Origin of the sequence: Microbacterium sp. PMB16 (assembly GCF_051294855.1) — a bacterium.
Classification (GTDB): domain Bacteria; phylum Actinomycetota; class Actinomycetes; order Actinomycetales; family Microbacteriaceae; genus Microbacterium.
On the sequence record NZ_CP145908.1, the window covers coordinates 1,441,505 to 1,461,331 of the forward strand.

The window sequence follows — 19,827 nt, forward strand, 5'->3', positions numbered from 1 at the left end:
GCGGATCGGCGGACGATCACGCGGCGTGCGACCAGGCCGCCAGTGCTGCCCGAATAGCGTCAGAACGATTGAGATGCTCTCGCTCGGCCCGCTCCATCACTGCGGCGAGTTCCGCCTCTGTGAGCCGCACCGGCACGACATGGGACACCTGACTGGCGCGTGCCGGTCGTCCGCCAGCACGCCGTAGCAACTCCGCCGGGTCGTATCCGGCTTCGGCTTCTGCCACCCATTCGTCGACCTGCTCCTCGGAGACGTCCCGACCCTGCATCTCGCGTGCCATGCGCAGTATTGTAATACGAAACCTCGGAGAGGGGAAGGTGTCGCGAGGATCGGCAGCCCCCCGATGGATCTCCCGACCTCGTCCGCGATCTCGCCGATCGGTTCTTCCGGGGGCAGCTCGGCTGAGATCGCCTCGGTGCGCGACGCATGCGCACTGACCTCGCGAAGCGGGCGTGCGCGCCGAAGGGCCTCGGCGTCCCCAGAGCGCCGAGGCCCTTCGAGAGTGCCGCGGCCTCCCAGCCGCGACACCCTCGGAGCAGAGGGTGTCCGTGTCGTATCCGCGCTCCCCAGCGAGCGGATTTCCCCAGCCGACTGCGCCTCCTCGCACCTCACACCTTCGAGGTCCTTCGCATGGCACCTTCTGAAAGACAGGAGCGGGCGGCACCCGTTCTGATACATCGATTGGAGAAACTTCTCACAACCCGTTCCCATGGCACTGGAACGGCGCGCGCAAACCGGTCGACTCGGATGCCGCGGCCAGCGCGACCGCGGGCGACGAACCCGCGGCGAGCCCCGCATGCACCGCGCCGAGCAGCTCGCAGGCGATGTCGTCGGGCACCGCGACGGGCGCCGCGATCACGCAGTCGGCGCCGGCGTGCAACCACACCCGCGTCATCCCCAACGCCTCCTCGCCCCAGCGCACCGACGAGCGGCCGAGCTCGCACGCGGAGAGGATGACGGTCGCGGGAACCCGCGGGACGAGGTCGACGTCGTAGCCGAACAGGGTGCCGTCGGCGAGCTCGAAGCCCGAGAAGAGCGGGTTGTCGACGGCGTGCCGCCCGTGCGCGGCGATATGCAGCACGTCGACGTCGGCCGCGAGGGCGGTGACGGCCTGGACCGTCGCACCCGACCCCTCGAGCGTCGTCATCGAACCCGTGCCGGCGTCGCGCCAGACGGCGGCCGCGCGTCGCACCTCCTCCCCGGCGCGGGGCACGCGGGGTCCGGTCGCGAAGCCGACCCGACGTTCGTGTCTCGCACCGCCGGTGAACAACTCCTCCGAAACGTCGGCGGTCGGCCGCGAGGCCGCGTCTTCGGCGGACGGAGCGCTCGTTCTCGAGGAGTTGTTCACCGTCAGCCAGCGTGACACCGACGTCGCGAGGGTAAAAGGGGTGCCGGCCATCCCCGGCAGCATCGCCCACGGCACCCCACCGAGCACGCCGGGCGCCGTGATCGCCAGCGTCGAGGCACCGGGCGCCGCGCGTCGCAGCGGCGCCACGAGCTCGGCGTCGAGCAGCGCCAGCCGTACCGTCAGCGCCCGCTCGGTCACGGCGCCCATCGTCCCGCCGCGGGTGAGTGCGGCCATGTCGAGGTCGGCGCGGAGCCCGTCGAGCGCGGCGCGCACCCGCGGCCAGGAGAGTTCCACGATCGACGCCCCGGCCGCGGTCACCGCGACCGCGTGCAGCTCGGCACCGGTGAACACGTACGAGAGCACGGCTGTGTCGGGGTCGAGGAGCGCCGTCACCTCGGCGAGCCCGAGCCGTTCGCGTGTGCCCCCGGAACCCGTCGTCGCCCATTGCCGCTCGCGCACGCGGTCGCGCAGCCCTCGCACCCGGGCGTCGGTCGTCCAGTCCTGGCCCGCGAGCTCGGCGCGCAGCATCCGCAATTCCGCCAGGTCGACCGCGAGCGCTTCATCGTGCGGCGGCCGCACCGGCGCGACCTGCTGGCTGAGATGCCGGGCGCGCTCCGACCACTCGAACAACACCGCCGGATCGCGCAGTCGCGCGGCCGCCGACAGCCCCGCGAACATCAGGTCGCTGCCGTGCATCGCGACGGATGCCTGCAGGTCGAGGGCGCCGAACGACTGCTGCCAGGCGGAGAGCAGGTCGAGTCCATCCGACGCCGCGCGCAGCGCGCTGCGATCGCGTCCGAACGCCGCGGCCCGAGCGGCCTTCACCTCCTGGGCGTGCAGCCGCAGCGGAGTCGGCGCGTCGGCGTCGACCCGCGGCATCCGTCCGGAGCCGTCGCGTCGTGCGCTGAGCCGCATTCCGGCGGCCTCGGTGCGGAAGCCGCTGCGCTCCAAGGCCTTCGCCGTGCGGGAGTACTCCGTCGCCTCGGGCCGTCGGTCCGGCCGCGCACGCTGCTGCGCTTCGAGGCGCACGGCTTCGGCGCGCGCGGCCCAGGTCCCGTTGCCGAGCGTCGTGAAGCGTCGAGCGGCCGTGCGGGCGGCGCGTTCGGCTGCGGCCGGGTCGTGGCGGAGCAGGGAGCGGGCGAGATGGAACTCGGACTCGCCACGAGCCTGCTGCATCCGTTGCGCCCCGAACTGCTGCGCGACCCGACCGAGAAGGGTCTCCGCTTCTGTCGTGAGTCCGGCGTCGCGGAGCACCTCGGCGCGGTCGAGATCGCTGATCGCCGCGGCGAGATCACTGGTCGCGGCGAGCGTGGGGCGCGAGCGCGTCATCAGGGTGAGCGCGGTGACCAGATCCCCGCCGAGGAGCGCCGCGTAGCCGAGGTTGTGCCGCGCCTCGGCCAGGGGTTCTGCGGCGTCTGCGGCCTCGTACACGGCGACCGCGCGGCGCAGATCCTCGGTGCAGGCATCGAGCTCGTGCCGCTGCATCCGCACCACCGAACGGTTCATCAGGCAGTTCGCGAGCTCGGTCGCTTCCTTGCCGGCCGTGGTGAGGCGGTCGATCGCTCGCGTGAGCATCGTCTCGGCTTCTTCCAGCCGACCCGCGTGGAGGAGCAGCGTGCCGAGCTGACCACTGAGCACGGTCACCGTCTCGTCGCGCATCCCGGACCGCCCGAGCGCCGCGCGGCAGAGCTCCTCGGCTGCGGCCGGCTCGCCGGTCTGCGCGAGCACGTAGGCGGTGGTTCCGTCGATCCGGGCGAGCAGATCGGGGTCGCCGGTGCGGGCGGATGCCGCATCGAGCGCGCGCCGCGCCTGCGTGAACCGTCGCGAGTTGGCCGCTTCGACACCACGCCGATGCAGCTCGCTCGCAGACAGGGGCATTCGTCCAGGATGCCCTGCGCAGAGGGCGCGCGGAAGCCTGCGGATGCGGCATCCGCTTGCCACGCGGGGTGGGAGTCACATGCAGGGCGGAATCCCACATGCAGGTCGTTTCGCCCCGTTTCGACCTGCATCTGTATTCTCAACCGACAGACGCACCCCGCGAGCGCAACGGATGCCGAAACGGATGCCGAGAAGTCCGGATGCCGAGAAGTCAGCCCCTGTCGACCGGAGCGGGCAGTGTCTTCAGCACGGCGGCGACGGCCTTGGCCGCGGCATCCGGTCCGACGCCCTCTGTCGGCACAGTGCCGAGCTGCGCGGCGATGCGCCCTGCCACGTAGGGTGCGGCGAACGAGGTGCCGCTCCACACCGCGAAGCCGCCCCGGTAGTCGTCGGGATCGAGGGTCTCTCGCCGGAGTCCGTCGAGGTCGGCTCGTGTCGTCGCCTGCTCTCCGCCGATGAATGCGGGCGACGTGCTCACGACCGCCGCTCCCGGCGCGTACGTCTGCACCCAGGGTCCGACGTTCGAGAACAGGGCCACCGACTGCGCCGACGGGTTGAGCGCGCCGACTGAGACGTGCGGGGCAGCGCGATCGGGACGGATGCCGTTGTCGGCGCCCGGCCACGGCCAGAGCGACGCAGGGAACGAGGGCCGATCGATCGCGTCGTTGCCGGCCGAGCACACCACCACGCAGCCGAGCGCGCGTGCCTGGGTGAGCAGCGTGAACAGGGTCAGGCTGAACAGTCCGTCGGTCGGGGTCTCGTGGTAGTAGCCCAGCGACAGGTTCAGCACGTCGATCGGGAAGCCCGTCTTCGGGTTCTCGCGGTGCCGGCGCAGCAGTTCGACGACCTGTGCGACCGTCTCGAGCAGACTGCTCTCGTCGATCACGCCGAGCGCTCCGGCGACACGGATCGAGAGGATGTCGGCATCCGGTGCGGCCTGCCGGACGATGCCCGCGATGAACGTGCCGTGACCTGCGACCGCGTCGATCTCGCCGTCGAGCTGCCCGTACAGATCCGGGTAGCGTTCCGGGTCGGCGTCGTCGGTGAGTCCGACCGGGTGGCCGTCGAGCTCGACGTGCCGGGTCACGATGTCGGCGGGCAGCCAGGCGTGCTCGCCGCAGCCGGTGTCGAGCACCGCGACCACCGGACGACGCCCGCGCTTCGGCGACGGCCCGCGCTGCGGGGAAGGACCCAGCCAGCTTACCGGCTGCCGCGCCCCGCGACCCGGTTCGAGGTAGTCGTCGCTGCCGCCTGCTCCCGCCCCGCGGATCGGGTTGGTGCGAGTGAAGGGGTTCGTTCGTGTGAACGGGTTCGTGCGCGTGAAGGGGTTGAGCCCGACCGGATCGATCGACAGCACGTGCTCGAGGCTCGTGCGCGGCATCGTCGAATGCGACATGCGGCGGGCACGCTGCAGCACCCGCCAGGCGTCCGGCGCGATCGGCGCGTCGCCCCGCCCCGGATCCTCGGGCGTCGTGAGGTGCGCGCGCAGGAAGCCGGGCATCCCCGGCGCGAGTCGGCCCGCTGACCGCGCCTCCGACTCGATCTCGAGCTGCCACCCGAACGAGTCGGCCGCGTCACGCAGCGTGCGCACCTCCTGGTCGTAGGCCTCCTGGTCGTCGTCGATCCGGGCGATCAGCAGGCGCTGCGGCAGGTAGGCGGTCGGGAACGCGCGGATGCCGTCGACGGGCTCCACGCTCGGGTCGAGCGCCGTGCCCCGGCGGATCGATCCTTCCGCGCGGTCCTGCCACGTCCATCCCTTGGGCTGCTCCATCGGTCCTCCTCTTCCTGCGGGTCGCCCCGCGACATCACCGACGGGCGGGCCCGCGGTCACAGCTCGAACTGCGGTGTCGACAGCGTGCGGGTGTCGTCGCCCTCGCCGGTGGTCAGGCGCACCCGGGTCAGCCCCGGCGGCACCTCGTCGAAGACGAAGCGGCCGGTCTCGGCGGGCGCCGTGTTCCTCGCGCGCTCGCCCTGCGTCAGCACGATCTCGGCCGTGGCGGTGTCGACCCAGCCGTCGATCCGACGGCGACCCGAGGCCGTCGTCGTCACATGCAGCAGGATGCTCGTGGTGCCGTCGCTGAACTGCAGCGTGAGAGCATCCGCCTCACCGCGCACGGCGCCGAACTCGCCCTCGACCAGCGTCAGGAGGGCGTACTCGCGGTTCAGCCCGTCGGCAGCGACGGCGGCGACCATGCGATCGATCAGGTTGGCCGGCACCGGATCGACGTCGCGCCAGAGGGTTCGCAGTCGCGCGAACATCTCGGCATCGTCGTGATCGGTCATGACATCCCCTCCGTCCGTGCGGTCGATGGCGGGTCCAGGAGCGCTCGCAGCTTCGCCAGGCAGCGATTGCGAGTGGGGCCGATGCTGCCGACCGGCATGGCGAGGTCGGCCGCGATCCGTGCGTAGTCGGGGCGATCCTCGAACGCGATCACGCGCAGGAGCCGCTGACAGCGCTCGGCGAGACGCTGCACCGCCTGCCACAGTCGTCGGTTCTCGTCGCCGAGCGTCGCGTGCTCCTCGGCGGAGGACTGCTCGGGGAGCAGCGCGTCGAGGTCATCGGCATCCGTCGTGTCGACGCGCCCGTTCGCTTTGCCGACCTTCCAGGCCTCCCGGCGGGCGGTGGTGGTGAGCCACGCCGACACCGCGCGCGGGTCGGCGATCGAACCATGCCCGCGCACCAGCTGCAACCAGGTGGTCTGCACGACGTCTTCGGCGAGGGTGCGCTCGAGCCCGTACGCGCGCGCGACGTGCCAGAGCACGGGCGTCATCAGACGCACGAGCTCGTCCATCGCTCGACCATCACCCTCGCGCCATGCGTCGAACAGGTCGGCGGCGCGTTGCCAGCGTGCCGGACCATCGCCCGAAGCAGGACCGAGAGCGGCGCCGGGTGCACCGTCGATCATGAAGCCCATTGTGATCACACCTACCAGGAGCACGGCAAGAGCCGCCTGATACATGTTCGCGTCCAAGAATCGGATGCCGGGCGGGCGCGAAGTTCGCAGAACAGCACGAACCTCGCAGGGTTTCGCGCGGATTCCTGCGAAGTTCGTGTCGTTCTGCGAAGTTCTGACCCGCGGAAGTCGCCGCGCTTCAGGCCGACTCGAACTGCTTCGCGTGCTCCGACCACTCCGACTCGACCGGCAGCGCGCGCAGCGCCCGGTTGCCGAGGGCGAGCGCGACCGCGACGAGGCACAGCCCCGCGCACACCAGGAGCGTCCACTCCCGTCCGACCCAGGTGAGGCCGAACCCGGCGACGAGCGGTGCGAGCGGCAGGGCGCCCATGCCGAGCACCCCGGCGGCGCTGTTCGCCCGACCCAGCAGGTGCGTCGGTGTGGCGACCATGAAGTAGCCCATCATCCCGGCGTTCAGTGCGGGCAGCGTCAGCACGGCCAGCCCGAGCACGGCGACGATGGCCCACGGCTCCGTCACCATCGAGACCGCGACCGTGCCGGCCGCCGCGACGGACAGGCCGATGATCGCGAGCACTCCGGCCTTGACGCGCGGGACGAGCAGCGGGGCGAACAGAGCGCCGACGAGCATCACGGCGCCGACGGCCGCGGTGAGCGTGCCGATCAGGAGTTCCGGGTAGCCCTCCTGCTGCAAGGCGTAGATGACGGTGGTCGTCGCGGCGTTGAAGCCGAGGTTGATGACCATGATGATGAGCAGCACGCCGCCGAGGTCGGGCCGCGACATCAGCCAGCCGAAGCCCTCGCGCAGCTCGGCCCACGCGCTGGTCTTCGGTGCGGGTCCCGCGTCGATCGCGGAGCCGTCGGCTTCTGCCGCTCCGGCATCCACGATTCCGGCACGTCGCGCTTCGCGCCCCAGCATCCACGCCGTCACGGCGGCGACCGCGTGGCACACGGTCATCGCGACGCCGACCAGCCAGCCTCCGACTCCGAGCAGCAGGCCGCCGATCGGTCCGCCGGCGAGCTGCAGCGCAGCATCCCTTCCCTGATTCGCCGCCTGCGCGCGGCCCATCGCCTCGTCGGGCACGATCTCCTTGAGCGCGCTCTCGCCGGCGACGTCGAAGAGTCCGCTCCGGGCGGCGAGCAGGATGTCGATGACGAGCAGCGACCCGAACGTGAGCGCGTCGCCCAGGGCCAGCAGCGTGAAGCCGCCCGCCAGCACGATGCCGATGAGGGAGCCGAGCAGCATGAGGAGGATGCGACGGTGACGATCGGCGAGGATGCCGCCGGCGAGGGTCGTGAGCAGTCGTGCGACCATGCCGGCGCCGCCGATGATGCCGGCCTGCGCGGGGTCGTTGGTCACGATGAGCGCGAGCAGCGGGATCGCGAAGGCGAACAGGGACGCGGCGAGACCCTTGCTCGTGTCGCTGACGAGCCAGGTCAGGTAGCGAACGTTGCGCCAGAGTCGGTGGGGCTGGGTCGCGAGGCTCATGGAATCGAGACTAGATGCGCAATAACAGTTGCGCAAGTCTTATTGCGCAACTTTCGGTGCAGGTATGATTCGAGCATGGTCGAAGGCGCAGAGAACGGGTCGGGTGAAGATCCCGTCTGGATGACGTCGGCGATGCTGAAGGCCTATTCGCACCCACTGCGCCGTCAGATCCTTCGTCTGTTCGCTCGCAACGAGTTCCTCCGCGCCGCCGACATCGCCGCCGAGCTGGGCGTTCCCGCGAACGGCGCCAGCTTCCACCTGCGCACCCTCGCCGACGCCGGGCTGATCGAGGAAGCGCCGGAGAAGGCGCGCGACCGGCGCGACCGGGTCTGGACCGCGCGAAAGGGCGCGCTCAACGTCGGTGGCCCCGAGAGCCCGGTCGTCGACGAGGCGCTCACGACATCGGTGGTGGCAGGTCTCGCCGAGGACCACCAGGAGCTGGTGCGGCGAGTGCTCGCCTGGACGCCGGAATACGTGACCGGCCGCACGGCCGAGGTGCACGCGGCCTTCGCGCAGCGCACGATCCGGCTCACCGAGGCCGAGTTCGACGCGGTCATGGTGAGGATCCACGAGGTGCTGTCGGCAGCCGACGACGCGCACGACGAGAAGGATCCGGACGGCAGGTTCTGGCAGATGGACCTGATCGCCGCCGACGACACGATCTAGCGACTGCGCGCCAGGAAGCTCTCGAGCACCTCGGGCGGAAGGCTCGGGATGTCGATGGGTCGAGAACCGTCACGGATCGACTCGGCCGCGAGGGCTCCGGCGGCGACGGCCGCGCGGGCGGCCAAGGGAGAGACGACCGTGGGAGCGCCGTGGAAGACATGGTTGAGGAATTCACGCATGGTGGCGAGGTCCGCGTCCTCGTGTCCGCTCGGGTCACCGTCGATCGGGTACTCGCTGTCGCCGGCCACGGCCCATTCGCGCCGCCGGTTCCACACCTTGACCGTGCCGCCCGCGGTGTCGCCGACGTTCTCCAGTCGACCCTCGGTGCCGATGACCGTGTAGTTGCGCCAATAGTCGGGGGTGAAGTGGCACTGCTCGTAGCTGGCCAGCACCCCGTTGTCGAGGGTCATCATCATCATCGACACGTCTTCGACGTCGATGACCGGGTTGAGGCCGGTGGATGCCGAGGCCGGCCAGTTGTCGTACGAGAACCAGTCCGGCATGGTCTCGCCCGGGCGCTCGCGACGATCCGTCACGCCGCCGTAGACCATCAGGTCGCCCATGCCGACGACGCGACGTGTGAACCCGCCGGTCAAATAGTGGATCACGTCGATGTCGTGGCTGGCCTTCTGCAGGAGCAGCGTGTTCGTCCGCGACCGGTCGGCGTGCCAATCGGTGAAGTAGTAGTCGCCGCCGTTGCCGACGAAGTGCCGCACCCAGACGGTCTTCACCTCGCCGATCTCCCCACGGTCGATGATCTCCTTCATGCGGCGCACCACCCCGGCGTGCCGGAAGTTGTGGCCGACGTAGAGCGCCGTCCCGGTCTCGGCGGCGACCCGCAGCACGCGGTCGGCGTCTTCCAGGGTCGTGGCCAGGGGCTTCTCCAGATACACCGCGACGCCGGCGCTGAGCAGAGCCACGGCGATATCGGCGTGCGTGTCGTCGGGGGTGGTCACGATGGCGGCGTCGACCGCTTCGGCCGCGAGCAACGACTCGATGTCGGCGTAGACGGGCACGCCGGGGAACATCGTCTCCGAGCGTGCTCGGCCCGTCGCGGCGGAGTCGACGGTGGCGACCACGGCTGCACCCGACATGGCGACGGGTACGTGGTGGGCGATCTCGCTTCGCGCGCCGACGCCGACCACGGCGATGCGCTTCTCATTCGTGGACCCCGCGGCCGACATCGTCATCTCTCCTCCTGTGGATCTACGGTCATCATGCCAGAGGTGATGGTTTCTGGAATTATGCAACCCAAAAAGTCACGATCAATCACTTTGTCGGGGTCGAGATGCGGGGCGGCCCGGGCAGAATCTCGCAGAACGACAAGAACTTCGCAGGGATTCACGTGAATCCCTGCGAAGTTCGTGTCGTCTTGCGAGTTCGTGCTCAGTGCCGGATCAGGGGATGGCCCTCCGGAAGGCGAGGAACGAGACGCCCGTGAGCACCGCGGTGACGAGGAGCCCCCACAGCGCCAGCCCGAGCGCGCCGAGGTCGTTGATCCCCGCACCGACGTGCGGCCAGAGCTCGAGCCGCGTCACGAGGAACACCAGCCCGACCAGCAGCAGGGTGAGTCCGACGCCCACGATGATGAGCACCAGCTGTCCCCAGCTCTTGTAGATCGTCGCGCCGGTGAAGCCGATCACGAAGAAGAAGAGCGCGAGGGTGAAGTAGACCACGAAGGCGCCGAGGGGTCCGGCATCCCACAGCCACGGCAGGTAGAACACGTATCCGTTCACGCCGTAGCCGTTCGTCGCGACCTCGATGCCGCCGCCGATCAGGAACAGGATGCCTATGAGGGCGCTGCCGATGATCGCGGTGAGCATCGTGCCGAAGAAGAACTCCCGACGCGTGATGCTCATGGCCTGCGAGAACGGGAAGGTGAGGGTCATCGCCGACATCCCGATCGCGAAGAAGTACCAGAGCGGAGCCTGCCCGCCGCCGCCGTACTTCGGGGTGTCGACCGGGATCATCGCGTAGATGAGGATCGAGATCAGGGTCGCCGCACCGAGGATCATCAGCGGGTACCAGACGAAGGTGCCCTTGTTGATCAGCTGCAGGCGGATGACGTTGACTGTGCGACGCATCAGCGGACCTCCTCTTTCGTGGTCGCGACTCTCGTGTCGGAATGGGCGCCCGCTTTCTGGGTGAGGCGCACGACGAGCTGCTGCAGGGACACCGGGGCGAGATCGAGACCGGATGCGGTGACCTCGGCACGCTCCGCAGCCGACAGGGTGCCGAGCACGGTGACGGATGCCACGCGACCCAGCGCCTCCCGATGCAGGACCTCACGGCCGGAGGCCCAGGCATCGACCTTGGCGGCCTCGCCGATGACCGTGACGGCGCGATCGCGCACAGCATCCGTGTCGTCATGCAGCAGGATCTGACCGTCGTCGATCACGATGACCTTCTCGATGAGGTTGGAGACCTCGTCGATCAGGTGCGACGACAGGATGATCGTGCGCGGGTGCTCGGCGTAGTCCTCGACCAGGCGGTCGTAGAAGATCTGCCGGGCGACCGCGTCGAGTCCGAGGTACGGCTCGTCGAAGAAGGTGATCTCGGCGCGGGAGGCGAGCCCGATGATCACGCCGACGGCCGAGAGCTGACCGCGGGACAGCTTCTTGATCGTCTGCTTCATCGGCAGCTGGAACTCCTCGACGAGCTCGTCGGCGAGAGCCTGATCCCAGTTCGGGAAGAACAGGCGCGCGGCCTTGAACGCGTGCTTCGGGTAGGCGTCGTCCGGGTACTTCTGGCTCTCGCGGACGAAGCAGATCCGACCGAGGACGTGGGCGTTCTCGTACGGGTGCTCGCCGAAGACCTTGACGGATCCGGAGGACTCGAAGTTCTGCGCGGTGAGGATCGACATGAGTGTCGTCTTGCCGGCGCCGTTGCGGCCGAGGAGGCCGTAGATGGCGTTTCCTTCGATGGAGAGCGACACGTTGTCGAGCGCTCGCTTCTCCTTGTAGCGCTTGGTGAGGTTCTGCACCTCGATGACGGCGGTCATGCGGGGGTCTTCCCTTCTGCGATGGTGGTCTGAGCTTGTGCGGCGCGCTGCCGGAGCAGGTCCGCGAGGTCGTCCGGGCCGAGTCCCAGCGTGCGGGCTTCGGCGAGGAGCGGGTCGATGTACCGGTCGGCGAAGGCCGAGCGGCGCTCGCCGAGGAGCATGTCTCGTGCTCCTTCGGCGACGAACATGCCGATGCCTCGGCGCTTGTAGAGCACTCCCTTGTCGGTGAGCATGGCGACTCCCTTGGCTGCGGTGGCGGGGTTGATCCGGTAGAACGAGGCGAGCTCGTTCGTCGACGGTGCCTGTGCCTCCTCGGCGAGCGAACCGTCGACGATCGAGTCCTCGATCTGCTCGGCGATCTGGAGGAAGAGCGGCTTGCCTTCTTCGATCACGGGTGCTCCGAGGTGGTTGGTGGGTTAGTTACATGAGTAACTAACCATAGAACCTGTGGAGGTGTCAACCCCTCTTCTTCGCGGGCACAACTTCGGGGCCCGTGCGCGCCACGCCGACGCGACGCGCGAGCGCCCGGCGTGTCGTCTCCCGACTCCGAAGATGTGCGCGCGGCGGGCGGATGCTGCGGGCGGGCGGGCGGATGCTGCGGGGCGGGCGGGCGTCAGCCGGGGTGGCGCTGCGCGCGCCAGTCCTCGACGATCTGCAGCATCCGCTTGGAGAGGTAGCGGAAGAAGTCCGCGAGCTCGGCCGCACGCTCCTGGGCGCCGGGGTCGTCGTCGTGCTCGGCGGCGATCTCGTCGATGTACGCGGCGAGCTGCGTGTACACGGGGATGTTGCCGACCATCGAGCTCGAGAACGTGTCGTGCACGAACTCGTAGCGGTCGCGGCGATCTCCGGGCCACGACCGTCGCTGGATGAAGCGCAGCTGCTGCAGGTAGCGCACCGCGCCCGAGACCGCAGCGGCCGAGATCCCGAGACGCTCGCTGAGCTGCGCGGCGGTGTACCCGCCGTCGGGCGCGGCGACCAGGGCCATCATCACCCGCGCGGGCATGCGCGACATTCCCGCGGCGGTCAGCATCGCGGCGGCCCGCTCGGCGGGGCCGGTGGCCCGGTGGGCGTCGTCCACGCTCAGCCGCCCGCCGCCAGTTCGCGACGACGCATCAGCGCCAGGGATGCCGCAGCACCGGCGGCGACGGCGAGTACCAGCCACCAGAGCCCTCGCACGTCCACGCCGTCGCCGTCGACCACGGGGGTCACCGCGAAGGGCGAGATGTTCGCGGTCCATTCGGGCAGCCCGAACAGTGGCCCGAACATGCCGAGCATCGTCGCCACCAGCACGAGGGTCCAGGCGAGGCCGATCGTGGCGCGCGGCACGAGCACGAAGACCAGGGCGGTCAGCACTGTGAACACCGAGGCGGCCACCACCTGTCCGAGCCCGGCGACCGCGACGATCCGGTACAGCGCGCCATCGGCATCCGTCGACCAGATCCCGATCCAGGCGGCCAGCACTGCTGCGGCGACCACGATCAGCACCGCCGCCGTCCCGACGATCACGTGGTCGGCGAGCCAGCGCACGCGTCCGACCGGGGTGGCGAGCAGGGCCTCCACTGTGCCGCGCGCCTCCTCCTGCCGTGCGCGCACGACCGTCTGCACCGCGCAGCACGCGGCGAGGATGCCGAGCAGGGTGAAGAACACGGTGATCACGACCTGCTCGAGTCCGCCGGTCGCACCACCGATCTTCTCCAGCACCTCGGTGACGGCGGGGTTCTCGGCGGAGATCTGATCGACGACACCGCCCAGCGTCGTCGCGAGGATGCCGGTGACCGCGCCGCCGATCGCCCAGCCCACGATCGACCCGGAGGTCAATCGCCACACGAGCGCGTGCGGCGAGGCGAGAGCCGGCCGTGCCGCTGCCCGTCCGCGACGCTCGGCGACGAAGCTCGCGTCGATGTCGCGCAGCGACTGCAGGGCGACGGATGCCGCGGCGAGCACGACCCCGAGACCGAGACCCAGGAAGACCGGGCCGATGAGGTCGGCGTCGTAGGGGCGGGTCTGCTCGGCCCAGGCGAAGGGCGACAGCCACGCGACCCCCGAGCTCGTCATCGACGACAGGTCGTCGCTCGGAGTGCCGGTCGCGTTGCCGACGCCGCGGATCAGGAAGGCCGCGACCAGCACCCACACGGTCAGCGAGTTCGCCCCGCGGGCCGTGCGGATGAGCTGCGCGGCGAGCAGGCCGATGCCGAGGAACGCGATGCCGGTGGCCCCCGCCGCGGCAGCCGCGATCACCGATCCGGCGGCGGGCAGCCCGGTCGCCAGCAGCGCCAGTGCGGTGAGCGCCGCGAGCACGACGTTGGCGAGGATGCCGTGCACGATCGTCGCGATCGTCGGCATCCGTCTTCCGGCAGGGGTGGACCAGACGAGTTCGGAGCGCCCTGCCTCCTCATCGCCGCGGGTGTGCCGGACGGCGAGGAACGTGCTCATGAGAGCCGCGAGCAAGGCGAGCCAGGGGAGGATCTGGAACGCGATGAACTGCCCTTCGGACGAGCCGGAGGGCAGCCCGCGGAACATCAGGATCACGGGGTTCGCGAGCGCCGCGGCGAGGATGTTCTGCCGATCCTCGAGGGTCGCGTACGACCTGGTGACTCCGGCGTAGCCGGCGAACGCCATGGCTGCGGTGCCCGCGATCCACAGGGTCAGCTGCAGCCAGTCGCGACGGATGCGCTGCCGCAGCAGCACGGCGAAGGCGCTCATCACGCCCGGTCCTTCGCTTCGCGGCGTGCGCGGCGGGTGCGGGGTGCGTCGGCGTCGGATGCGGTCCCGTCTTCGGCGGCTTCGAGGCTCGCGAGGTCGTCGCCGTAGTGGCGGAGGAACAGCTCTTCCAGCGACGGGGGTGCGACCCGGAGGTCGCTGATGCCGAGCGCGGCGATCGCGGGGAGCACGGCGGCGGTCCGGTCGCTGTCGACGGCGAAGCGGAAGCGATCCTCCTGCACGGCCGGATCGTGCACGTCGGGGATCGCGGCGACCTGTTCGAGCGAGATGCCGGATGCCGTGAACGACACGTCGCTGCGGGTGAGGTGCCGCAGCTCGGCCAGGGTGCCGCTCTCGACGATCTTCCCCGCGCGGATGATCGAGACCCGGTCGCACAGCTGCTCGACCTCGCTCATGATGTGGCTCGACAGCAGCACTGTCGCACCGTTCGCATGGGCCCGGGCGACCTCGCGCTGGAAGATCACCGCCATCAGCGGATCGAGTCCGCTGGTCGGCTCGTCGAGGATGTACAGGTCGGCCGGCACTGCGAAAGCCGCGATCAGGGCGACCTTCTGCCGGTTGCCCTTCGAGTAGGCGCGGCCCTTCTTGCGCGGGTCGAACTGGAACGCGTCCATGAGCCGCGTCTTCTCGTGCTGGTAGGCGGCATCCTTCGTGCGGGCGCCGCGCAGCCGGGCGAGGAGGTCGACGGCCTCCCCGCCGGAGAGGGTGGGCCAGACACTCACGTCGCCGGGCACGTAGGCGATGCGCCGGTGCAGGTCGACGGCGCGGTTCCAGGGGTCTTCGCCGAACACGGACGCCTCGCCTCCGGTGCGGCGGGCGAGCCCGAGGAGGATGCGGATCGTGGTCGACTTGCCCGCGCCGTTCGGGCCGAGGAACCCGTGCACCTGGCCCTGTTCGACGGACAGGTCGAGCCCGTCGAGGGCGTGCACGTGACCGTAGTGCTTGGTGAGGTTCTGGGTGTCGATGACTGTGGTCATGGCGGGGACGCTACGCCCGTTTCATGATTTTGTGAATACTGCGAAAAAACGCATGCGGAATCCTTACGGGCGGCGCGTACAGTGGGCTGGTGCCGGAGTTCCCCTACAGTCGCCTGCGCCGCTGGCCCGACGTCGAGGCGGACAACCTCCAGGCGTACGACGCCACCGATCTGCTGCTGGTCGAGTGGGCTCTTGCGCTCGATGTGCCGGGCGACGAGATCACCGTGATCGGCGACGAATACGGCGCGATCACTCTGGCGCTGACGGATGCCGGACGCCCCGGCATCCGCGTGCATCAAGACCTCGCGACCGGACGCCGCGCGCTGGCGCGGAACGCCGCGGACCTCGGGCTCGCAGGCTTCGTCCCGCACGAGCTCGACGCGTCGCTGCTCGCAGGGGCGCGACTCGTGCTGGTGCAGCTGCCGAAGTCTCTCGCCGAGCTCGAACAGATCGCGGATGCGGTCACCCGTTGGGCCGCACCCGACGTCGTGCTCGTCGCCGGAGGGCGGGTCAAGCACATGACGCTCGGGCAGAACGAGGTGCTCGGGCGCCGTTTCGCGCAGGTGCAGGCTCAGCGGGCCGAACGGAAGTCGCGGCTCGTCGTGGCATCCGAGCCGCGACCCGCGCCCGCCGATCCGCCGTTTCCGGTGACCGCGCAGCACGACGGCCTGACGCTCGTCGCCCACGGCGGCGCGTTCGCGGGCCCGCGGCTCGACATCGGCACGCGCGTGCTGCTGGAAGTGCTCGGGCTTGCCGGTGCACAATTCAGCAAGAATTCCGAGTCGGGCGACGGCGAGGGCCGTGATTCCGCGGGAGCCCCGGGCGGGAGCGACCGTTCTGGAGGAGTTGTGCACGGCGGAGGCGCGGCACTCGACGTCATCGACCTCGGCTGCGGCACGGGCGCGCTCGCCGCGGCCTACGCACTCGCCCATCCGGAGGCCCGCGTCATCGCGACCGACCGGTCGGCAGCCGCGGTCGCCTCGGCTCGGGCCACCGCAGCCGCGAACGGGCTGGCCGACCGCATCCTCGTCACGCACGACGACGCGGGTTCCGAGCTGCCGGACGCGAGCGCCGACGTCGTGCTGCTCAACCCGCCGTTCCATCTCGGCACCAGCATCCACACCGGCGCCGCGACGCGCTTGTTCGACGCGGCGGCGCGCCTGCTCCGGCCCGGGGGAGAACTCTTCACGGTCTTCAACTCCTCCCTCGGATACCGCGCCGAACTGACCCGGATCGTCGGCGCGACCCAGCAGCTGCACCGCACCGCGAAGTTCACCGTGACGCGCAGCATCCGTCGCTGAACATATGACCAATGCCCCGGTCAGCGGGGGAAACTCGGGCGATTCCGGCCGCACGGATTTGCCCCTGATCAGCCATTTCGTTACGTTGGTCTGTGGGCCTGATGGCCCGAAAGACCAGTCCGCGACCACGTCCTTCTTTCGATGAGCTGTGCTGCGAAGAGGCGTGGACGTACGGTCGATGCTCTCTGCGGCGGATCCGAAATCCGCTGCCCGCGCCGCCACAGCAGTCATGTCGAACGGCCTCGTGAGGATCACCCGGGCGTAACCGAAGCAGGCTCAGCCACCCGAAGGCGAGCCGCAGGGGAAACGTGTCCGAAATCGCACTTGAAGCGCGCAATCTGTACAAGGTGTTCGGGAAGAATCCGAGCCAGGCAGTCCGTCGGCTGAAGGCCGGTGAGTCCCGCACCGCCGTCACCGACGCGGGCACCGCCGCCGTCATCGACGCCAGTTTCACCGTCAACCGCGGTGAGATCTTCGTCATCATGGGACTGTCCGGATCGGGCAAGTCCACCATCATCCGGATGCTGAACGGCCTCCACGACGCCACCTCGGGCACCGTCACGGTGAACGACGATCCGATCACCGGCATCCCGAGCGGTCGGCTGCGCGAGATCCGTCGTGATCGCATCTCGATGGTCTTCCAGCACTTCGCCCTGCTGCCCCACCGGACGGTGGCCGCGAACGTGGCGTACCCGCTCGAGCTGAAGGGCACTCCCAAGGCTGAGCGCCTGGCGAAGGCGGAGGAGATCCTCTCGCTCGTCGGCCTCGAGGGCCAGGGGGAGAAGCTGCCCTCCGAGCTCTCCGGCGGCATGCAGCAGCGCGTCGGCATCGCCCGCGCGCTCGCCGCGGACAGCGACATCCTGCTCATGGACGAGGCGTTCAGCGCGCTCGACCCGCTCATCCGCCGCGAGATGCAGGAGCAACTGCTCGAACTGCAGGAGAAGCTGCACAAGACGATCGTGTTCATCACGCACGACCTCAACGAGGCCATGTTCCTCGGCGACCGCATCGCTGTGATGCGCGACGGCCGGATCGTGCAGATCGGCACCCCAGAGGACATCCTCACCGACCCGGCCAACGACTACGTCGAGCAGTTCGTGCAGGACGTCGACCGCGCCCGCGTGCTCACGGCCGCGAACGTCATGGAGCGTCCGCGCCCCGTGGTCCCCGAGACTGCAGGACCCCGTACCGCTCTCCGTCAGATGCGCGACGCGTACATGTCGGCCACCTACGTCGTCGGCCGCGACCGGCAGCTCGTCGGCGTCGTCACCGACCGCGATGCGGTCAAGCTCGTCCGCCAGGGCGCCACGACCCTCGACTCGATCATGAAGCCGGTGCTGCAGAGCGTCCGCGAGGACGAGGTGCTGATGAACCTGTTCGTCCCGGCCGTCGAGTCGCCGGTGCCGCTCGCCGTGGTGGATGCCGAGGGGCGCCTCGTGGGCGTGATCCCGCGTGTGACCCTGCTCGCAGCCCTGGGCCCCGGCCCCGGCGCCACCGAGGAGATCACCCTTCCGCTGATGCCCATGCCGCAGGCCGAGATCGACGCCGTGCTCGATGACGGATGGACGGCTGACCCGCCCACGAACTCAGGAACCGAAATGAATGAGGAGGTGCGCTGATGGATGGTTTCCGCATCCCCCTCGGCAGCTGGGTAGAAGGCGGCGTCAGCTGGGTCAAGGCCAACCTCGACGGCCTGCTCGACGTGGTCTCGTTCGTCGTGACGTTCCTCGTTGATGGACTCACCTCGCTGCTCCTGCTCCCGTACTTCTTCGTCGTGATCGCGCTCGCCGCGCTCATCGCCTGGATCGTCCGTTCGTGGCAGCTCGCCATCGGCACGGTCATCTCGTTCACGCTGATCGTCGCGATGGGCCTCTGGGTTCCCGCGATGCAGACCCTCGCGCTCGTGCTCGTCGCCGCTCTCGTCGCCGTGCTGATCGCGGTGCCCCTCGGCATCTGGTCGGCGCGCAACGCGACCGTCCGTGCCGTGCTCAAGCCGGTGCTCGACTTCATGCAGACGATGCCGGCGTTCGTGTACCTGATCCCGGCGATCGTGTTCTTCAGCATCGGCGTCGTCCCCGGACTCGTCGCGACGGTCATCTTCGCGCTGCCCCCCGGCGTGCGACTGACCGAGCTCGGCATCCGCGGTGTCGACTCCGAGACCGTCGAGGCCGGACAGGCCTTCGGCGCCAAGCCGGGGCAGATCCTGCGCGGTATCCAGCTTCCGCTCGCCATGCCGACGATTCTCGCCGGCATCAACCAGGTCATCATGCTCGCGCTCTCCATGGCGGTCATCGCCGGAATGGCGGGAGCAGACGGTCTCGGAAAGATGGTCGTCGAGGCCATCTCGACCGTCAACATCGCGAAGGGTGTGGAAGCCGGCCTCGGTGTCGTGCTGATCGCCGTCTTCCTCGACCGTGTCACCGCGGCTCTCGGAACGCTGGGGCAGAACCCGGCATCCCTGCTGGGTGTGATGCGTCGTCGTGGCGCGCAGCGCCAGGCGGATGCTCGTGCCGCAGCATCCGCACAGGTCGCAGAGACCCCCGAGACGCCCGCCGAAGAGAAGGAGCTCCAGAATGCGTAAGCACAGGATCATGTCCATCGCGGCCATCGGCGCCGCGGGAGCCCTCGCTCTCTCCGGTTGCGCGAGCGATGGCGCCGGCGGCACCATCGAACTCGGCGGCGGCGGAAGCACCGGCGGCGGAGGCGACAAGGGCACCATCACGCTCGGGTTCCTGCCCTCGTGGACCGACGGTCTCAGCACCGCCTACCTGCTGCAGGACCAGCTCGAGAAGATCGGCTACGACGTCGAGCTCAAGACGCTCACCGAGGCGGGCCCGCTCTACACGGGGCTCGCGCAGGGCGACGTCGACCTGTTCCCGTCGGCGTGGCCCGAGGTCACGCACGCCGAGTACATGAAGACGTACGGCGACTCGATCGACGACCTCGGCACGTACTACGACAACGCCCGGCTGACGATCGCGGTGCCGGAGTACTCCGACCTCGAGACGATCGACGACCTCGCGGGTGCTGATCTCGACGGCAAGATCTACGGCATCGAGCCGGGTGCCGGTCTCACCGCGCAGACCCAGAAGATGCTGCCGACCTACGGCCTCGACGGCGAGTACGAGCTCGTGACCTCCTCGACTGCGGCGATGCTCACCGAGCTGAAGTCCGCGACCGAGAAGAAGGAAGACATCGCGGTCACGCTGTGGCGTCCGTTCTGGGCCAACGACGCCTTCCCCGTGAAGGATCTCGAAGACCCCAAGGGCGCGATGGGTGAGCCCGAGGGCCTGCACTTCCTCGGGACGAAGGGCTTCGCCGACGAGTTCCCCGAGGCAGCCGACCTGATCGAGCAGATCGTTCTCGACGACGAGCAGTACGGCTCGCTGGAGGACCTGGTCGTGAACGAGTACGGCGAGGGCCGCGAGGCCGAGGCCGTGGATGCGTGGCTCGAGGAGAACGGCGACCAGTTCGACTGGGTCGTCAGCAGCTGACGCGCAGCATCCGTCTCCTTCATTGCGTGCGGGCGGATGC

Annotated in this window: 18 protein-coding genes; 5 read left to right on the forward strand and 13 right to left on the reverse strand. The window is 69.6% G+C overall.

Going from position 1 to position 19,827, the window contains the following annotated elements; translation table 11 throughout:
- Positions 1–16 precede the first annotated feature (16 nt).
- The 6 genes from V5D55_RS06860 to V5D55_RS06885 all read right to left on the reverse strand — a co-directional run bounded on the left by V5D55_RS06860 (position 17) and on the right by V5D55_RS06885 (position 7,627).
- Positions 17–280, reverse strand: a complete 264-nt coding sequence (locus tag V5D55_RS06860; RefSeq protein ID WP_435748633.1) for a ribbon-helix-helix protein, CopG family — start codon at positions 278–280, stop codon at positions 17–19.
- Between the two features lie 414 nt (positions 281–694).
- Positions 695–3,226, reverse strand: a complete 2,532-nt coding sequence (locus V5D55_RS06865) for a CHAT domain-containing protein (RefSeq protein ID WP_435748634.1) — start codon at positions 3,224–3,226, stop codon at positions 695–697.
- A gap of 211 nt (positions 3,227–3,437) precedes the next feature.
- A complete protein-coding gene (locus V5D55_RS06870) occupies positions 3,438–4,997 on the reverse strand; it encodes a S8 family peptidase (protein WP_435748635.1) in 1,560 nt (519 codons plus the stop codon).
- Between the two features lie 56 nt (positions 4,998–5,053).
- Positions 5,054–5,509, reverse strand: coding sequence for a hypothetical protein (locus V5D55_RS06875; RefSeq protein WP_435748636.1), 456 nt, complete (start codon positions 5,507–5,509; stop codon positions 5,054–5,056).
- Positions 5,506–6,132: an RNA polymerase sigma factor gene (locus V5D55_RS06880; RefSeq protein WP_435748638.1), complete on the reverse strand. Its 627-nt coding sequence runs from the start codon at positions 6,130–6,132 to the stop codon at positions 5,506–5,508. Before V5D55_RS06880 ends, V5D55_RS06875 begins: the two co-directional genes overlap by 4 nt.
- Before the next feature lie 187 nt (positions 6,133–6,319).
- Positions 6,320–7,627: an MFS transporter gene (locus V5D55_RS06885; RefSeq protein ID WP_435748639.1), complete on the reverse strand. Its 1,308-nt coding sequence runs from the start codon at positions 7,625–7,627 to the stop codon at positions 6,320–6,322.
- A gap of 75 nt (positions 7,628–7,702) precedes the next feature.
- Between V5D55_RS06885 and V5D55_RS06890 the strand changes: the two genes are divergently transcribed.
- Positions 7,703–8,293 carry an ArsR/SmtB family transcription factor gene (locus V5D55_RS06890; protein ID WP_435748641.1) on the forward strand — a complete coding sequence of 197 codons (591 nt, stop codon included), beginning with the start codon at positions 7,703–7,705 and terminating at the stop codon, positions 8,291–8,293.
- Here the strand turns inward: V5D55_RS06890 and V5D55_RS06895 are convergent.
- The 7 genes from V5D55_RS06895 to V5D55_RS06925 form a co-directional block, all read right to left on the reverse strand.
- Positions 8,290–9,483, reverse strand: a complete 1,194-nt coding sequence (locus V5D55_RS06895) for a Gfo/Idh/MocA family protein (protein WP_435748642.1) — start codon at positions 9,481–9,483, stop codon at positions 8,290–8,292. The two genes, V5D55_RS06890 and V5D55_RS06895, sit on opposite strands and share 4 nt — an antisense overlap.
- A 207-nt stretch (positions 9,484–9,690) precedes the next feature.
- Positions 9,691–10,377 carry a hypothetical protein gene (locus V5D55_RS06900; RefSeq protein ID WP_435748643.1) on the reverse strand — a complete coding sequence of 229 codons (687 nt, stop codon included), beginning with the start codon at positions 10,375–10,377 and terminating at the stop codon, positions 9,691–9,693.
- Positions 10,377–11,294, reverse strand: a complete 918-nt coding sequence (locus V5D55_RS06905; protein ID WP_435748644.1) for an ABC transporter ATP-binding protein — start codon at positions 11,292–11,294, stop codon at positions 10,377–10,379. The genes V5D55_RS06900 and V5D55_RS06905 overlap by 1 nt, the downstream gene beginning before the upstream one ends.
- Positions 11,291–11,686, reverse strand: coding sequence for a GntR family transcriptional regulator (locus V5D55_RS06910; protein ID WP_435748645.1), 396 nt, complete (start codon positions 11,684–11,686; stop codon positions 11,291–11,293). Before V5D55_RS06910 ends, V5D55_RS06905 begins: the two co-directional genes overlap by 4 nt.
- A 221-nt stretch (positions 11,687–11,907) precedes the next feature.
- A complete protein-coding gene (locus V5D55_RS06915; RefSeq protein WP_435748646.1) occupies positions 11,908–12,372 on the reverse strand; it encodes a GbsR/MarR family transcriptional regulator in 465 nt (154 codons plus the stop codon).
- A 2-nt stretch (positions 12,373–12,374) separates the two neighbouring features.
- Positions 12,375–13,997: an ABC transporter permease gene (locus V5D55_RS06920; protein ID WP_435748647.1), complete on the reverse strand. Its 1,623-nt coding sequence runs from the start codon at positions 13,995–13,997 to the stop codon at positions 12,375–12,377.
- Positions 13,997–14,992, reverse strand: a complete 996-nt coding sequence (locus V5D55_RS06925; protein ID WP_435748648.1) for an ATP-binding cassette domain-containing protein — start codon at positions 14,990–14,992, stop codon at positions 13,997–13,999. The genes V5D55_RS06920 and V5D55_RS06925 overlap by 1 nt, the downstream gene beginning before the upstream one ends.
- Positions 14,993–15,081: 89 nt before the next feature.
- Here V5D55_RS06925 and V5D55_RS06930 point away from each other — a divergent pair, with 89 nt between their 5' ends.
- The 4 genes from V5D55_RS06930 to V5D55_RS06945 all read left to right on the forward strand — a co-directional run bounded on the left by V5D55_RS06930 (position 15,082) and on the right by V5D55_RS06945 (position 19,787).
- Positions 15,082–16,293 (forward strand): class I SAM-dependent methyltransferase, encoded by a 1,212-nt coding sequence (locus V5D55_RS06930; protein WP_435748649.1) that lies wholly within the window; start codon positions 15,082–15,084, stop codon positions 16,291–16,293.
- Between the two features lie 308 nt (positions 16,294–16,601).
- Complete coding sequence (locus V5D55_RS06935; protein ID WP_435748650.1) at positions 16,602–17,912, forward strand: quaternary amine ABC transporter ATP-binding protein; 1,311 nt, start codon at positions 16,602–16,604, stop codon at positions 17,910–17,912.
- The gene (locus V5D55_RS06940) at positions 17,912–18,874 is read left to right on the forward strand and encodes an ABC transporter permease (protein ID WP_435748652.1); all 963 of its coding nucleotides are present in this window, start codon (positions 17,912–17,914) and stop codon (positions 18,872–18,874) included. The genes V5D55_RS06935 and V5D55_RS06940 overlap by 1 nt, the downstream gene beginning before the upstream one ends.
- Positions 18,867–19,787 carry a glycine betaine ABC transporter substrate-binding protein gene (locus V5D55_RS06945; protein WP_435748653.1) on the forward strand — a complete coding sequence of 307 codons (921 nt, stop codon included), beginning with the start codon at positions 18,867–18,869 and terminating at the stop codon, positions 19,785–19,787. Before V5D55_RS06940 ends, V5D55_RS06945 begins: the two co-directional genes overlap by 8 nt.
- Positions 19,788–19,827 lie beyond the last annotated feature (40 nt).

Bases quoted from the DNA above. Each gene is read 5' to 3' on its own strand.
- V5D55_RS06940 (WP_435748652.1), top strand. From the start codon at position 17,912: ATGGATGGTTTCCGCATCCCCCTCGGCAGCTGGGTAGAAGGCGGCGTC.
- V5D55_RS06900 (WP_435748643.1), bottom strand. From the start codon at position 10,377: ATGCGTCGCACAGTCAACGTCATCCGCCTGCAGCTGATCAACAAGGGC.
- V5D55_RS06905 (WP_435748644.1), bottom strand. From the start codon at position 11,294: ATGACCGCCGTCATCGAGGTGCAGAACCTCACCAAGCGCTACAAGGAG.
- V5D55_RS06895 (WP_435748642.1), bottom strand. From the start codon at position 9,483: ATGACGATGTCGGCCGCGGGGTCCACGAATGAGAAGCGCATCGCCGTG.
- V5D55_RS06875 (WP_435748636.1), bottom strand. From the start codon at position 5,509: ATGACCGATCACGACGATGCCGAGATGTTCGCGCGACTGCGAACCCTC.
- V5D55_RS06865 (WP_435748634.1), bottom strand. From the start codon at position 3,226: ATGCCCCTGTCTGCGAGCGAGCTGCATCGGCGTGGTGTCGAAGCGGCC.
- V5D55_RS06885 (WP_435748639.1), bottom strand. From the start codon at position 7,627: ATGAGCCTCGCGACCCAGCCCCACCGACTCTGGCGCAACGTTCGCTAC.
- V5D55_RS06890 (WP_435748641.1), top strand. From the start codon at position 7,703: ATGGTCGAAGGCGCAGAGAACGGGTCGGGTGAAGATCCCGTCTGGATG.
- V5D55_RS06945 (WP_435748653.1), top strand. From the start codon at position 18,867: ATGCGTAAGCACAGGATCATGTCCATCGCGGCCATCGGCGCCGCGGGA.
- V5D55_RS06880 (WP_435748638.1), bottom strand. From the start codon at position 6,132: ATGATCGACGGTGCACCCGGCGCCGCTCTCGGTCCTGCTTCGGGCGAT.
- V5D55_RS06925 (WP_435748648.1), bottom strand. From the start codon at position 14,992: ATGACCACAGTCATCGACACCCAGAACCTCACCAAGCACTACGGTCAC.
- V5D55_RS06920 (WP_435748647.1), bottom strand. From the start codon at position 13,997: ATGAGCGCCTTCGCCGTGCTGCTGCGGCAGCGCATCCGTCGCGACTGG.
- V5D55_RS06860 (WP_435748633.1), bottom strand. From the start codon at position 280: ATGGCACGCGAGATGCAGGGTCGGGACGTCTCCGAGGAGCAGGTCGAC.
- V5D55_RS06870 (WP_435748635.1), bottom strand. From the start codon at position 4,997: ATGGAGCAGCCCAAGGGATGGACGTGGCAGGACCGCGCGGAAGGATCG.